The sequence below is a fragment of the Candidatus Deferrimicrobiaceae bacterium genome (genome assembly GCA_036504035.1).
Taxonomy (GTDB): Bacteria; Desulfobacterota; Deferrimicrobia; order Deferrimicrobiales; family Deferrimicrobiaceae; genus JANXPS01.
Map to the genome: position 1 here is coordinate 1 of DASXVV010000010.1, position 15,795 is coordinate 15,795.

General features: G+C 59.9%; 14 protein-coding genes and 1 tRNA gene. All 15 read left to right on the forward strand.

Annotation, left to right across the window (positions count from 1 at the left end; genetic code table 11):
- Positions 1-241, forward strand: a 241-nt coding sequence (gene tuf / locus VGK27_08995; protein HEY3490241.1) for an elongation factor Tu, incomplete at its 5' end; no start/stop codon positions are given.
- 33 nt (positions 242-274) lie between these two features.
- Complete coding sequence (rpmG, locus tag VGK27_09000; GenBank protein HEY3490242.1) at positions 275-424, forward strand: 50S ribosomal protein L33; 150 nt, start codon at positions 275-277, stop codon at positions 422-424.
- Positions 425-437: 13 nt separating this feature from the next.
- Positions 438-514, forward strand: a tRNA-Trp gene (locus tag VGK27_09005).
- Between the two features lie 32 nt (positions 515-546).
- Entirely contained in the window at positions 547-828 is a 282-nt protein-coding gene (gene secE / locus VGK27_09010) for a preprotein translocase subunit SecE (GenBank protein HEY3490243.1), read from the forward strand.
- A 19-nt stretch (positions 829-847) separates the two neighbouring features.
- On the forward strand, positions 848-1,375 hold the full coding sequence (gene nusG, locus VGK27_09015) for a transcription termination/antitermination protein NusG (GenBank protein ID HEY3490244.1): 528 nt from the start codon (positions 848-850) through the stop codon (positions 1,373-1,375).
- Positions 1,376-1,396: 21 nt separating this feature from the next.
- Positions 1,397-1,819, forward strand: coding sequence for a 50S ribosomal protein L11 (rplK, locus tag VGK27_09020; protein HEY3490245.1), 423 nt, complete (start codon positions 1,397-1,399; stop codon positions 1,817-1,819).
- A gap of 170 nt (positions 1,820-1,989) precedes the next feature.
- Complete coding sequence (gene rplA / locus VGK27_09025; protein ID HEY3490246.1) at positions 1,990-2,688, forward strand: 50S ribosomal protein L1; 699 nt, start codon at positions 1,990-1,992, stop codon at positions 2,686-2,688.
- Positions 2,689-2,907: 219 nt separating this feature from the next.
- Complete coding sequence (rplJ, locus tag VGK27_09030) at positions 2,908-3,417, forward strand: 50S ribosomal protein L10 (GenBank protein HEY3490247.1); 510 nt, start codon at positions 2,908-2,910, stop codon at positions 3,415-3,417.
- Between the two features lie 23 nt (positions 3,418-3,440).
- A complete protein-coding gene (gene rplL, locus VGK27_09035; GenBank protein ID HEY3490248.1) occupies positions 3,441-3,815 on the forward strand; it encodes a 50S ribosomal protein L7/L12 in 375 nt (124 codons plus the stop codon).
- An 85-nt stretch (positions 3,816-3,900) separates the two neighbouring features.
- On the forward strand, positions 3,901-8,016 hold the full coding sequence (rpoB, locus tag VGK27_09040) for a DNA-directed RNA polymerase subunit beta (GenBank protein ID HEY3490249.1): 4,116 nt from the start codon (positions 3,901-3,903) through the stop codon (positions 8,014-8,016).
- A gap of 35 nt (positions 8,017-8,051) precedes the next feature.
- Positions 8,052-12,404: a DNA-directed RNA polymerase subunit beta' gene (gene rpoC / locus VGK27_09045; GenBank protein ID HEY3490250.1), complete on the forward strand. Its 4,353-nt coding sequence runs from the start codon at positions 8,052-8,054 to the stop codon at positions 12,402-12,404.
- Positions 12,405-12,506: 102 nt separating this feature from the next.
- A complete protein-coding gene (gene rpsL, locus VGK27_09050; GenBank protein ID HEY3490251.1) occupies positions 12,507-12,878 on the forward strand; it encodes a 30S ribosomal protein S12 in 372 nt (123 codons plus the stop codon).
- 159 nt (positions 12,879-13,037) lie between these two features.
- The gene (rpsG, locus tag VGK27_09055; GenBank protein HEY3490252.1) at positions 13,038-13,508 is read left to right on the forward strand and encodes a 30S ribosomal protein S7; all 471 of its coding nucleotides are present in this window, start codon (positions 13,038-13,040) and stop codon (positions 13,506-13,508) included.
- Positions 13,509-13,540: 32 nt separating this feature from the next.
- Positions 13,541-15,625 carry an elongation factor G gene (fusA, locus tag VGK27_09060; GenBank protein ID HEY3490253.1) on the forward strand — a complete coding sequence of 695 codons (2,085 nt, stop codon included), beginning with the start codon at positions 13,541-13,543 and terminating at the stop codon, positions 15,623-15,625.
- A 32-nt stretch (positions 15,626-15,657) separates the two neighbouring features.
- Positions 15,658-15,795, forward strand: a 138-nt coding sequence (locus tag VGK27_09065; protein ID HEY3490254.1) for a GTP-binding protein, incomplete at its 3' end; no start/stop codon positions are given.

A 15,795-nucleotide genomic window follows, 5' to 3' on the forward strand; every position in this document is an offset into this window, starting at 1 on the left:
GGAGGGCGGTCGTCACACGCCTTTCTTCAACGGTTACCGTCCGCAGTTCTACTTCCGGACGACTGACGTGACGGGTGTTGCGTCGCTTCAGGACGGCGTCGAGATGGTGATGCCGGGCGACAACGTCCAGATGAGCGTCGAGCTGATCGCGCCTGTCGCCATGGAAAAGGAACTTCGTTTCGCGATCCGCGAAGGCGGCCGCACCGTGGGCGCGGGCGTCGTCGCTGAAATCCTGGAATAGTCGAAAGCTGGCCTACGAAGCCCGGAGACCCCGATGAGAGATATCATTACGCTGGCGTGTGCCGATTGCAAGAACCGCAACTATACGACGACCAAGAACAAGAAGACCACCCCGGACAAGCTCGAACTGAAGAAGTTCTGCCCGTCCTGCAGGAAGCACACGAATCACAAGGAAACCAAGTAGTCGACGGGGATATAGGCCAGTAGCTCTAACGGCTAGAGCGCCGGACTCCAAATCCGGATGTTGGGGGTTCGAATCCCTCCTGGCCTGCCACCCTTTTCTATCGACAGGAGACGGATAAGCATATGGCGAAATCTTTAAAAGAACGGATGCTCGATCGTCTCCCCGGGAGCCGGACCGCTTCCGACGAGGTTCGCGCCCGGAAAGAGGACGAGCCGTTTCTCCAGAAGGTCTCCGGTTTCTTCCAGGAGTTCAAGACCGAAATGAAGAAAGTGACTTGGCCGGGGCGGAAGGAGACCGCTGCCTCGACCGTGGTCGTCATCATTACCGTCCTGATCATCGTACTGTTTCTCGGCCTGGTCGACTACGCGCTCGGCCGGATCGTATACTCCGTTCTGAATTTTTAGCGTCGACCAAGAGGAAACGATGGAGAAACAGTGGTTTGTCGTCCATACCTATTCCGGGTATGAGAAAAGGGTGCTCGAATCGCTGAAGAATCGCGTCGAGACCGAGGGTTTTCAAGAACAGTTCGGCGACATCCTTATTCCGGCGGAGACCATCGTCGAGATGAGGAACGGCAAGAAACGGACCGGAACACGCAGCTTTTTCCCCGGCTATCTCCTTGTCCAGATGGAGCTCACCGAGAGCACTTGGCATCTGGTTCGCCATACCCCCAAGGTCACCGGGTTCGTCGGCGGTCAGCATCCGGCGCCGATTCCCGAATCCGAAGTCGCCGATATCAAGTCGCAGATGGCCGAAGGGCGTCTGAAACCGAAACCCAAGGTGTCTTTCACCGAGGGGGAAAACGTCCGCGTCATCGACGGTCCCTTCTCGAACTTCAACGGCACTGTCGAGACCATCAAGGCAGACAAGGGCAAGGTGGTCGTGCTCGTCTCGATTTTCGGCAGGGCAACCCCGGTCGAACTCGACTTCACGCAAGTCGAAAAAAGTTAATAGCAGGTCGGAGGATAAGTCATGGCAAAAAAGATCATAGCGCAGATCAAGCTGCAGATTCCGGCCGGCAAGGCAAACCCTTCGCCCCCCGTTGGCCCGGCGCTGGGCCAGCACGGCGTCAACATCATGGAATTCTGCAAGTCTTTCAACGCGAAGACCCAGGGCGCCGAGGGGATGATCACTCCCGTCGTCATCACCGTCTTTGCCGATCGGTCGTTTACCTTCATCACGAAGACGCCGCCTGCCTCCGTTCTGTTGCTGAAGGAAGCGGGGCTTCCCAAGGGCAGCAAGACGCCCAAGCGCGAAAAGTGCGGCAAGATCGCCAAGTCCAAGGTCGAAGAGATCGCCAAGCTCAAGATGGTCGATCTCGACGTCAAGGACCTCGCCGCGGCGATCAAGACCATCGAAGGCACCGCTCGCAGCATGGGACTCGACGTCGTCTGACACAAAGGACACAGTAAGAACCATGAATCATGGATCGCGCACGGATTTGGGTCAGCTTTTGCGCAATGATTGAGCCATACCGTAGGCGTAGTAGAGCTACGGCGAGGATTTGGCGATCGAGGCGCGGCGAAAGATGATCCGAAGACGGGATGCGAGAAAGGGAGAATGAAATGCCGAAGCACGGGAAAAAATACCTGTCCGCACGCACCAAGGTGAACAGGGAGGCAAAGTACACTCTCGACGAGACGCTCAACCTGCTCAAGGAGACCTCCTTCGCGAAATTCGACGAGACCGTCGAAGTCGCGATGCGTCTCGGGGTCGATCCCAAGTACCCCGACCAGCAGGTTCGTGGCTCCGTCGTGCTTCCCAACGGAACCGGCAAGACGCTTCGCGTCCTGGTTTTCGCGAAGGGCGACAAGGAAAAAGAGGCACTTGACGCCGGTGCCGATATCGTCGGCAATGACGAGCTTATCACCAAGATCCAGGGTGGTTGGCTCGAGTTCGACAAGGCGGTTGCGACCCCCGACATGATGGGCTCGGTCGGAAAGATCGGCAAGCTGCTCGGCCCCCGCGGCCTGATGCCGAACCCCAAGGTCGGCACCGTCACCTTCGACGTCTCCAAAGCCGTCAAGGACCTCAAGGGCGGGAAGGTCGATTTCCACGTCGACAAGACCGGCACGCTTCACAGCGGCATCGGAAAGATCAGTTTCGGCTCCGAGAAGCTTGGCGAGAATTTCATGGCTTTCTACGAGGCCATCAACAAGGCCAGGCCTTCGGGAGCCAAAGGCATCTATATCAAGACGATCGCCCTGTCCACCACGATGGGGCCCGGCGTCCGTCTCAACGCGAACACGCTGGTGACGGAATAGTTACACAAGCGTTCTTTCATACCCGAAACTTCGTTTGTCAAAGACCGTGGGTTCGCCGATCCGGCGACGAAGAGGTGGCTGGCGCCACCGTCCCGCGCAGACAACGGGAGCTTGAGCGGATTGCCAGGGATTTTTCCGCGCGTTGCCCTTCACTTTGACAGCGGTTTCGAAACGAGACCCACACTTCAACGAAAGGAGGGGTAAAACGCGGTGAAAAGCATGAGCAAGGCCGATAACGTCGAGTTGCTCAAGAAGACGATCTCCGCCCAGAAAGGGGCGGTGGTTGCCGAATTCAAGGGACTCACTGTGGCCGAAATCACGTCACTTCGCAGGAAGCTGCGCGAGGTCAACGCCGAGTTCCGGGTCGTCAAGAACACCTTGATGCGCCTCGCGGCCACCGATACGGAATTCTCCCGGCTTGACGATTACTTCAAGGGACCGACCGCCGTAGCCTTCACGTATGGCGATCCGGTCGCGCTTGCCAAGACGATGAAGACCTTCGCCACGGCAAGTCCCAAAATCACGCTCAAGGCCGGTTTCCTCGACGGCAAGGCGCTGACCGCGCCCGAAGTCGAGGCATTGGCCGATGTGCCGTCCCGCGAGATCCTGCTCAGTCGCATGGTTGGCAGCCTCGCATCGCCGCTTACGCGACTGGTCCAGGTTCTTTCCGGACCGCAGCGCAAGCTCGTCTACGCACTCGACTCCATCCGAACCCAAAAATCAGCCTGAAAAATATCCGGAGGGAAATAGAAATGGCTTTCAACAAGGAAGAATTCATCGCAAGCATCGAAAGCATGACCGTTCTCGAACTGAGCGAACTCGTCAAGGCGCTTGAAGACCGCTTCGGCGTGACCGCAGCCGCCCCTGTCGCCGCCGCCGCCGGCCCTGCCGCTGCGGCCGCCGTCGTCGAGGAACAGACCGAGTTCGACGTCGTCCTCACCGGCTTCGGCGCCAATAAGATCAACGTCATCAAGGTTGTTCGCGAGCTGACCGGTCTTGGGCTCAAGGAAGCCAAGGACCTGGTCGAGGGCGTGCCCAAGCCGCTGAAGGAAGGGATCGAGAAGAAGGCTGCCGAAGACATGAAGAAGAAGATCGAGGACGCCGGCGGTACCGCCGAGGTCAAGTAGCCCCTCGTCCAGAAACGCACGAAGCGGGGGGGGCGCCATGCCCCCCCTTCAATTCAACTTTCGCAGTTTCGTCCGGGGTGAAACGATGGCCTATTTGGACTACCGGAATCGCATCAAGCGCGTCGACTTCTCGAAGATCGAGAAGGTTCTTGAGATTCCAAACCTGATCCAGGTCCAGCAGGAATCCTACGAGGATTTCCTCCAGACCGACATTCCCGCCGAAAAGCGGAAGGAAGTCGGCCTCCAGGCGGTCTTCAAGAACATCTTCCCGATCGCCGATTACAACGGCAGGGCTTCGCTCGAGTTCCTCTCCTACTCCATCGGCACGCCGAAATGGAACGAAGAGGAATGCCGCGAGCGGGGCATGACGTTTGCGGCTTCCATCAAGGTGACCGTACAACTGGTCATCTTCGACGTCGACGAGCGGACCAACGCGCGCACGATCCGCGACGTCAAGGAGCAAGAAGTCTTCTTCGGCGAGATTCCGCTGATGTCCGAACGGGCCACCTTCATCATCAACGGCACTGAGCGGGTCATCGTCAGCCAGCTGCATCGGTCTCCGGGCGTGTTTTTCGAGCACGACAAGGGGCGTTCGCATGCCTCGGGCAAGGTGCTCTTCTCCGCCAGGGTGATCCCGTATCGCGGCTCGTGGCTCGATTTCGAATTCGATCACAAGGACGCCCTTTACCTCAAGATCGACCGCAAGCGGAAGTTCCCCATCGCGGTCCTGCTGCGCGCCTTCGGCAAGAGCACCGAGGAGCTGCTGCGCACCTTCTACGAGGTCGAAGACGTCACGATCGAAGGCGACAAGTGCGTCAAGGAATTCAGGCCCGACCTCATGGTCGGGATGAAAATGCCGATTGAGGTCCGCAATCCGAAGACTGGCGAAGTGGCGTTCAAGAAGGGCGCCAAGATCTCCAAAAAACGGGTCGAGCGCTATGCGAAGGACAACATCACCTTCGGCCCGATCAGCCTTCCCGTTGACGACCTCCTCCAGAAGATCGTCGTGACCGACATCGCCGATCCCGAGACCGGCGAGATCCTGCTCGAGACCGGACACCAGATCAACGAGGAGATGCTCGCGCAGCTTCGTGCGAAGGGCGTCGCTTCATTGTCTGTTTTCTCGCTCGAAAATTCCGACCGGGCTGTCTGGGAGAGCCTCATCACCGACAAGATCCGGTCCCGGGACGAGGCGCTCAAGGAGATCTACAAGAAGATGCGCCCCGGCGATCCTCCCACCAAGGATGCCGCCGAGTCCCTCTTCTCGAACATGTTCTTCAATCCCGAGCGCTACAGCCTGTCGCGCGTCGGTCGGCTCAAGCTCAACCACAAGCTCGGGATCAAGGACGGCGATATCGACCTGACCGTACTTCGGCAGGAAGACATCATTCGCGTCATCCAGTACCTGATCGACCTCAAGAACGGCATCGGCGAAGCCGACGACATCGACAATCTCGGCAATCGCCGCGTCCGCACGGTTGGAGAACTCATCGAAAACCAGTTCCGCATGGGACTGGTTCGCGTCGAGCGTTCCATCCGCGAAAAGATGAGCCTTCAGGACATCGAAACGCAGATGCCGCATGACCTGATCAATGCCAAGCCCGTTTCGGCCGTCATCAAGGAGTTCTTCGGGTCGTCGCAACTTTCGCAGTTCATGGATCAGACCAACCCGCTTTCCGAGGTGACGCACAAGCGGCGCGTGTCGGCTCTGGGACCGGGCGGCCTTACCCGCGAACGTGCCGGGTTCGAGGTCCGCGACGTCCATCCGACACACTATGGGCGCATTTGCCCGATCGAGACGCCTGAAGGACCGAACATCGGCCTTATTGCGTCGCTTTCGACCTTCGCCCGGATCAACGAGTTCGGATTCATCGAGACGCCGTATCGTGTGGTCGCCAACCAGGCAGTGACCAAGGAAATCATCCTGTTGTCCGCGATGGACGAAGAGAAGCATGTCATCGCCCAGGCCAACGCCGAGGTCAACGATAAAGGCGAGTTCACCCGTGACGTCGTCATCGCCCGCAAGGAGGGCGAGTTCACGATGGTGCACGCCTCCGAAGTCACGCTGATGGACGTTTCCCCGAACCAGCTCGTGTCCGTCGCCGCGTCGCTCATCCCGTTCCTTGAGCACGACGACGCGAACCGCGCCTTGATGGGATCCAACATGCAGCGGCAGGCTGTCCCGCTGCTGCGGACCGAGCCGCCTTTCGTCGGAACCGGCATGGAAGCGGTGGTCGCGCGCGATTCCGGCGCCGCGGTCGTCGCCCGTCGCGGAGGGCTCATCGAGTCCGTCGACGCGCGCCGCATCGTCGTTCGTCCCGACACGCCCGACGTCTCCGGCAAATACGGGGCCGACATCTACAACCTGGTCAAGTATCGCCGCTCCAACCAGAACACCTGCATCAACCAGCGCCCGATCGTCACGCTCGGCCAGCGCGTCGATGCGGGGGATGTCATCGCCGACGGGCCTGCCACCAGCCAGGGAGACCTTTCCCTGGGGCGGAACGTCCTCGTGGCTTTCATGCCGTGGGGCGGCTACAACTTCGAAGATTCGATTCTCATCAACGAGAAGATCGTAAAGGAAGACATCTTCACCTCGATCCACATCGAGGAGTTCGAATGCGTGGCGCGTGAGACCAAGCTCGGGAAGGAAGACATCACCGCCGATATCCCCAACATCAGCGAAGAGTCTCTGCGCGACCTCGACGAGAGCGGCATCATCCGGGTCGGGGCCCGCGTCAAGCCGATGGATATCCTTGTCGGCAAGGTCACCCCCAAGGGCGAGACGCAGCTATCCCCCGAGGAGAAACTGCTCCGCGCCATCTTCGGCGACAAGGCAGGCGACGTGAAGGATTCGTCGCTGCGCGTTCCGCCGGGCATCGAAGGCATCGTCATCGACGCGAAGGTCTTCACCCGCAAGGGCAGCGACAAGGACGACCGTGCTCAGATGCTCGAAGAGAAAGAGCTCGACCGGATGGTGCGCGACCAGGACGACGAGATCCGCATCCTTCGCGAAACCACTTACGCCAAGTTCAAGAACCAGCTGGTCGGCAAGACTTCCGCCGTCCGCCTGATGAGCGACGACCGCTCCTCGGTGGTCCTCCAGAAGAAGAAGGTCATCACCGACGAGATCCTCGAGGACGTTCCCAAGGAACGGTGGGCCGAGATCGGCGTCGAGGAAGACCCGACACTCAAGGACCGCATGACCTCGCTTTACCGGGAGACGCAGGACCAGATCGGCATCATCCGCGCCGTCTTCGACGAAAAGATCAGCCGCATCCGCAAGGGCGACGAGCTTCCTCCCGGCGTCCTCAAGATGGTCAAGGTCTATATCGCGATGAAACGCAAGCTGTCCGTCGGCGACAAGATGGCCGGTCGGCACGGCAACAAGGGCGTCATCTCCCGGATCCTGCCCGAAGAGGACATGCCTTACCTCGAAGACGGCACGCCGGTCGACATCGTGCTCAACCCGCTGGGCGTTCCTTCCCGCATGAATATCGGCCAGATCATGGAGGCCCACCTGGGCTGGGCTGCCCGCGGGCTGTCCAGCAAGGTGCGCCAGATGGTCGAGGCCGAGAGCGCGGCCAAGTCCATCCGGGAATGGCTCCTCCGGACCTATAACTCACCCCGGTTTGCTGCCTACCTCGAGACGCTCGACGACGAGCAGCTCCGGAACGTCGCCAAGGCGCTGGCCGAAGGCGTCTACGTCGCCTCGCCTGTCTTCAGCGGTGCGACCGAGTCCGAGATCAAGAAATACCTGTCGCTCGCCGGATTGCCCGATTCGGGCCAGACAGAGCTTTACGACGGCCGCAACGGCAACAAGTTCCAGAAGCCGGTGACCATCGGATCCGTATACATGCTCAAGTTGCACCACCTGGTCGACGACAAGATCCACGCCCGTTCCACCGGGCCTTACTCGCTGGTCACGCAGCAGCCGCTCGGCGGCAAGGCGCAGTTCGGCGGCCAGCGGCTCGGCGAGATGGAAGTGTGGGCGCTCGAAGCGTACGGCGCGGCCTACACACTCCAGGAGTTCCTCACGGTGAAGTCCGACGACGTCCCCGGCAGGGCCCGGATGTACGAGTCGATCGTCAAGGGAAACTTCTCGCTCGAACCGGGCCTGCCCGAGTCTTTCAACGTCCTCATCAAGGAACTGCAGGCGTTGGGGCTCGACGTCAACCTGATCAGCGAAGAATCGAACTAAACAAAAGCACTGTCTAACGATACCGGAGGCGCCACTTGGAAGACCTCTTTACGCGAGCAGAGAAACCGAAAGACCCGGTCTTTTTTTCGGGCATCCGCATCTCGATAGCTTCTCCCGACCAGATCCGCAAATGGTCGCACGGCGAAGTCAAGAAGCCCGAGACGCTCAATTACCGGACCTTCAAGCCCGAGCGCGACGGCCTTTTCTGCGCGAAGATCTTCGGCCCGACGAAGGACTACGAGTGCAACTGCGGCAAGTACAAGCGCATGAAGCACCGGGGAATCGTCTGCGAAAAGTGCGGCGTCGAGGTGATCCAGTCCAAGGTTCGCCGCGAACGGATGGGGCACATCGACCTGGCTTCCCCGGTCGCCCACATCTGGTTCCTCAAGAGCCTTCCGAGCCGGATCGCCACGCTTCTCAACATGCCGATGAAGGATGTCGAGGCGGTCATCTACTTCGAGAAGTTCATCGTCATCGATCCGGGGACGACCGACCTCGAAGTCAACGAGGTCATGACCGAATCTCGCTACCGCGAAAAGCGCGAGCAGCACGGGGATGCCTTCAAGGCCGGGATCGGCGCCGAAGCCATCCAGAAGCTTCTGGCCTCCCTCGACCTCGAAAATCTTTCCGAATCGCTCCGCAAGGAGATGCTTTCGACGCCATCCGAGGCCAAGAAGAAAAAGATTTCCAAACAGCTCAAGATCGTAGAGGCATTTCGTGACAGCAATCAGCGGCCCGAGTGGATGGTCCAGAACGTCATCCCGGTGCTCCCGCCGGACCTGCGTCCGTTGGTGCCGCTGGACGGCGGACGCTTCGCGACCTCCGATCTCAACGACCTCTATCGCCGGGTCATCAACCGGAACAACCGGCTTAAGCGCCTCCTCGACCTTTCGGCTCCCGAGATCATCATCCGGAACGAGAAGCGCATGCTCCAGGAGGCGGTCGATGCCCTGTTCGACAACGGGCGCCGCGGCAAGCTCATCACCGGGTCCAACAAGCGTCCGCTCAAGTCGCTCTCCGACATGCTCAAGGGGAAGGGGGGGCGTTTTCGGCAGAACCTGCTCGGAAAGCGCGTCGACTATTCCGGACGTTCGGTCATCGTCGTCGGACCCGAGCTCAAGCTGCACCAGTGCGGCCTGCCCAAGAAGATGGCGCTCGAGCTGTTCAAGCCCTTTATCTTTAACAAGCTCGAAGAGGCGGGTCACGCCGCTACGATCAAGGCCGCCAAGAAGATGGTCGAGAAGGAAAAGCGCGAGGTCTGGGATGCGCTCGACGAAGTCATCCGTCAGCTTCCGGTCATGCTCAACCGCGCTCCGACCCTGCACCGCCTCGGCATCCAGGCGTTCGAACCGGTCCTGATCGAAGGGAAGGCGATCCAGCTTCACCCGCTGGTCTGCTTTGCGTTCAACGCCGACTTCGACGGTGACCAGATGGCGGTCCACGTGCCGCTCTCGGTCGAGGCGCAGATGGAAGCGCGCGTCCTGATGATGTCCACAAACAACATCCTTTCCCCCGCGAACGGCAAGCCGGTCATCGCTCCGTCGCAGGACATCGTCCTCGGCATCTACTTCCTCACTCGCCAGCGCGACGGCGTCAAGGGCGACGGTAAACTCTTCTCGAGCCCCGAGGAGGTTCGCATCGCTTACGACGCGGGCGAAGCCGATCTCCAGGCGCCCATCCGGGTCCGCATGGACGGCCAACGGGTCGAGACGACCGTCGGGCGCGTTCTGCTTTACGAAGTCGTGCCCCGGGAAGTGCCGTTCCAGCACGTCAACAAGGTCATGAAGAAGAAGGATCTGGCCGAGCTGATCGACGTCACCTACCGCAATTGCGGCCAGAAGGCGACCGTCATCCTTGCCGATCAGCTCAAGAACACGGGCTTCCATTTCGCGACGCTGTCGGGCATCTCCATCTGCATCAACGACATGAAGATCCCGTCCAGCAAGGGCGTGATGCTCGACAAGGCCACGGCCGAAGTCGAGAGCGTTATCGAGGAGCACCGCGAGGGGCTCATCACCAACGGCGAACGTTACAATAAGGTCGTCGACATCTGGTCAGCCGCCACCGAGCAGATCGCGAAGGAGATGCTCCGCGAGATGAGCATCGAAACGGTCAAGGGCAAGGACGGCAAAGAAACCAAGGTCACCAGCTTCAACCCGATCTACATGATGGCCGACTCGGGCGCCCGAGGCTCCGAAAAGCAGATGGTGCAGCTTGCCGGCATGCGAGGCCTCATGGCCAAACCTTCCGGCGAGATCATCGAGACGCCGATCACCGCCAACTTCCGCGAGGGGCTGACCGTCGGCCAGTACTTCATCTCCACGCACGGCGCGCGAAAGGGCCTTGCCGACACCGCGCTCAAGACCGCCAACTCCGGCTACCTGACGCGTCGCCTGGTCGACGTGGCGCAAGATTGCATCGTCGCAGAAGACGATTGCCGGACGCTCGACGGCATCCCGGTTCGGGCACTGATCGAAGGCGGCGAGATCATCGACCGCCTCTCCGATCGCATCCTTGGCCGCGTGGCGCTCGAAGATCTCTATGACGCCGACGACAACCTCATGCTCGAGGCCAATCTCGAGATCACCGAGGAAGCCGCCCGAAAGATTGAGAACTCCGGCATCGACGAAGTCAAGATCCGTTCGGCCCTGACCTGCGAGAGCAAGCGGGGCGTTTGCGCCCTTTGCTACGGCCGCGACCTCGCACGCGGCAAGATGGTCGCCAAGGGAGAGTCGGTCGGCATTATCGCCGCACAGTCCATCGGCGAGCCGGGCACCCAGCTCACGATGCGGACGTTCCACATCGGCGGCACCGCCTCCCGACTGGTCGCGCAGAGCTCGCACACGGCGAAGCACGCGGCGCGGGTCAAGTTCCAGGGAATCGTGGCCGTTCGCAATCGCGAAGGCCACTTGGTGCCGATGAATCGCAACGGGTTCCTCGTCCTCCTCGACGATGCCCACCGCGAGCGCGAGAAGTACCAGATCCCCTACGGGGCGACGCTCCTTATCGACGACGGCGACAAAGTCAAGGAAGGGCAGACGCTCGCCGAGTGGGACCCCTACAATATCCCGATCCTCACCGAGGTCCACGGGAAGGTCAAGTTCGGCGACATCATCGACAGCGTGTCCATGCGCGAACAGGTCGACGAGCTGTCGGGCCGCTCGACCCGCGTGATCATCGAGACGAAAGATCCCGACGTTCGTCCTCGTATCTCGATCAAGGGGGCCGACGGCCGCACGCTCAAGCTTCCCGGGTCAAACAGCGAAGCCCGCTACAGCCTTCCGAGCGGCGCAAATATCCTTGTCGAGGAAGGGCAGGATCTGCTCGCCGGCGATATCATCGCCAAGATTCCGCGCGAGACCACCAAGACCAAGGACATCACCGGCGGTCTTCCCCGCGTCGCTGAACTGTTCGAGGCGCGTAAACCGAAAGAGGCCGCCGTCATCTCGGAAATCGACGGCGTCGTCCGTCTTCTCCGAAAGGACTTTCGGGGCAAGGCAGATTCCGATGTCAAGATCGTCGATTCGGGCGATACCGATATGCGCGTGGGCGAGATCGTCAAGAAGCGGGAGCTTACCGAGGAAAACGATCGGGTCAAGAAGCAGGGTGGGCGAGTCGCGAAGAGCGGGCCGATCGGGAAAGCATCGATCCAGGTCGTTCCCGAGATCGGCGTGCCGCGCGAATACACGATCCCGCGTGGGAAGCACATCACCGTTCACGACGGCGAGCGCGTCCGGTCCGGCGAAGCGCTCATGGACGGTTCTCCGAACCCGCACGACATCCTGCGGGTCCAGGGCGACAAGGAGCTTGCCCGCTTCCTGGTCGACGAGATCCAGGAGGTCTACCGCCTGCAGGGCGTCCGGATCAATGACAAGCATATCGAGGTGATCGTTCGCCAGATGCTTCGCAGGGTAAAGATCACCGACCCGGGGGACACCACTTTCCTGATCGGGCAGAGCGTCGAGAAGGCGCTTTTCCGCGAAGAGAATGTTCGGGTCAAGCAGCAGGAGGGCAAGCCCGCCATGGCCGAGCCGCTTCTGCTCGGAATCACCAAGGCTTCGCTTTCCACCGAGTCCTGGATTTCCGCCGCCTCCTTCCAGGAGACGACCAAGATCCTGACCGATGCTTCGGTGCACGGACGCATCGATTTGCTTACGGGTCTCAAGGAAAACGTGATCATGGGGCGGCTGATTCCTGCGGGCACCGGCAGCCCGCTCTACCGTGACGTCGATTTCGAGTCTGACCCGCCGCTCCTCTCCGAGATCCGTCCCGAGGTGGTCGAAGAACCGATCGAGCCGATACCGGACGAGGAAGACGAGGACGACATTCTTGATGAGCCGAAGCTCGTGATTCGGCGCAGCAAGACGCCGAAAATAGAAGAAGAATAGCCCATAAGAAAAAAGCGGTTGACACACCCCATGCCGGTGTGATAAAAATTTTGCTTCTGTTTTCAACGTAAAGAAGCAGGGATCACGGAAGGAATACAGGGAATGCCCACGATCAACCAGTTGGTGCGCAAAGGCCGCGAAGCTATCGTGAACAAGAGCAACTCTCCCGCTTTGGACAGTTGTCCTCAGAAGCGCGGGGTCTGCCTTCGCGTCTACACGACCACCCCCAAGAAGCCCAACTCGGCACTTCGCAAGGTGGCCAGGGTTCGTCTTACGAATGGAATTGAAGTTACGGTTTACATCCCCGGCGAAGGGCACAACCTTCAGGAACACTCGGTCGTCATGATCCGCGGCGGCCGCGTCAAGGACCTTCCCGGTGTTAGGTACCACATCATACGTGGAAAGCTGGATTCCGTTGGTGTCAAGGACAGACGGAAGTCGCGGTCGAAGTACGGTACCAAGCGACCCAAATAGCTTTCCCTAACCGATCAGTAGTACCAGCCTCTTATCCGGCGCTTCAGTCGGAACGGGATAAAAGATTGATTCGGCAACCTCCCCCGAGGGACACGTGCCTTCGGGGGATGGCTATTGCGTTATTGCGCCGTAGCCCCAAACGCTCTAGGAGGGTTTTAAATGCCCAGGCGAGGTTATGTGTCCAAGCGCGTCATCAGCGCGGACCCTGTTTATGGCGATGTCCTTGTTGCCAAGATGATTCATGCCATCATGCTCGAGGGGCGCAAGTATGCCGCCGAGAAGGTGGTCTACGGCTCCATGGAAGTCCTTCGGGAGAAGACCAAGGAAGATCCCGTTGCGGTACTCAAGAAAGCGGTCGAAAACGCCAAGCCGCTGGTCGAGGTCAAGTCTCGGCGCGTCGGCGGCGCGACTTACCAGGTCCCGATCGAAGTCCGTCCCGAACGTCGTCTTTCGCTGTCGATCCGCTGGCTCGTCAGTTATTCCCGGGGCCGCTCCGAAAAGACGATGATCGCCCGGTTGTCCGGCGAGTTGCTTGACGCTTTCAACAACCGCGGTACGACGATCAAGAAAAAAGAAGATACCCACAAGATGGCCGAGGCCAACAAGGCTTTCGCGCATTACCGCTGGTAACTCGCGGCTAACAGGGAAGGAAGGACGCTTTCGTGTCTCGTACCACTACATTAGAAAAGACCCGCAACATCGGGATCATGGCGCACATCGACGCCGGCAAGACCACGACGACCGAGCGCATCCTTTACTATACGGGCGTTTCGCACAAGATCGGCGAAGTGCACGAAGGCACAGCCACGATGGACTGGATGGAGCAGGAGCAGGAGCGCGGCATTACCATCACCTCCGCGGCTACCACCTGTTTCTGGAAAAACCATCGGATCAACATTATCGACACTCCCGGGCACGTCGACTTCACGATCGAGGTCGAGCGCTCCCTTCGTGTTCTCGACGGCGCAGTGGCTGTATTCTGCGCGGTCGGCGGCGTGGAGCCACAATCCGAGACCGTCTGGCGCCAGGCCGACAAGTACAAGGTCCCCCGACTCGCATTCATCAACAAGATGGACCGAATCGGGGCGGATTTCTATCGTGTCGTCGGCATGATGCGCGATCGGTTGGCCGCCAATCCTGTTCCCATCCAGCTCCCGATCGGCAAAGAGGATCAGTTCAAGGGCGTCGTCGATCTCGTGCGCATGAAAGCGCTCGTATGGGACGAGGAGTCGCTTGGCGCCAAGTTCCATGAGGAAGAGATCCCGGCCGACATGGCCGACCTCGTGGCCGAAGCGCGTGAAAAGCTGATGGAGGCCGTGGCCGACGTTAACGATTCGCTTCTCGAGAAATATCTCAACGGCGAAGAAGTCCCTGTCGAAGAACTGGCTCCTGCAATTCGCCTCGCCACCAACCAGGGAAAGATGATTCCCGTTGTCTGCGGAACTGCCTTCAAGAACAAGGGCGTCCAGCCGATGCTCGACGCGGTGGTCGATTACCTTCCCGCGCCCTCGGACATTCCCCCTGTTATCGGCATCGATCCCAACAAGGAAGACGTCCAGGTCGAGCGCGCCCCTGACGACAAGGCGCCGTTCTCTGCACTTGCCTTCAAGATCATGAACGATCCTTTTGTGGGGCAGCTCACCTTCATCCGTGTCTATTCCGGGACTCTTAATTCCGGCGACTACGTATACAATTCGACCCGCCAGAAAAAAGAGCGGATCGGCCGTCTTCTCAAGATGCACGCCAACAAGCGTGAAGAGATCAAGACCGTCTACTCAGGCGACATCGCCGCCGTCGTTGGTCTCAAGACCGCCTACACCGGCGACACGCTTTGCGATCCCGATCACGAGGTCGTGCTCGAGTCGATCATTGCGCCTGATCCGGTCATCGCGATCGCTATCGAGCCCAAGACCAAGGCCGATCAGGAAAAGCTAGGGTTCGCTCTCCAGAAGCTTGCGATGGAAGATCCTTCCTTCCATGTCCGCAACGATGAAGAGACCGGACAGACGCTTATTTCCGGAATGGGCGAGCTTCACCTCGAAATCATTGTTGACCGTCTGATGCGCGAGTTCAAGGTAGACGCCAACGTCGGAAAGCCGCAGGTTGCCTATCGCGAGACGATCACCAAGACGCGTAAGCAGGAAGGCAAATATGTCCGCCAGACCGGCGGCCGCGGCCAGTATGGGCACGTATGGGTCGAGGTTCAACCGCAGGAAAAAGGCGCGGGTTTCTCGTTCGTCAACGGCATTGTGGGCGGCGTGATCCCCAAGGAATACATCGGCGCGATCGAAAAGGGCATCGTTGAGGCGGCCGAAGGCGGCGTGATCGCCGGTTTCCCGATGGTCGACATCAAGGTGACTCTGTTCGACGGCTCCTACCACGATGTCGATTCGTCCGAAATGGCCTTCAAGATCGCAGGCTCCATGGGCTTCAAGGCTGCCTGCAACAACGCCGGTCCCATCCTTCTCGAGCCGATCATGGCCGTTGAGGTTGTGACTCCCGAAGATTTCATGGGCGATGTCATCGGCGATCTCAGCTCCCGGCGGGGCCGGATCCAGAATCTGGGCTCCCGCGGGAACACGCAGGTCATCGAAGCCCACGTTCCGCTTGCCCACATGTTCGGATATTCCACCGACCTGCGCTCCAAGACGCAGGGCCGCGCCACCTATACCATGCAATTCGACCATTACGAGCCCGCTCCGCAGTCCGTGAGCGAGGAAGTCATCGCCAAGGTCAAGGGCGCCTAGCACGGCGCTGCGTACCCGGGAGGAGATCGCAAATGTCCAAGCAGAAGTTCGAACGCACCAAGCCCCACGTCAACATCGGCACGATCGGTCACGTCGACCACGGCAAGACGACCCTTACGGCCGCGATCACCAAGGTGTTGGCCAGCAAGGGTTGGGCCGACTTCGTGGCG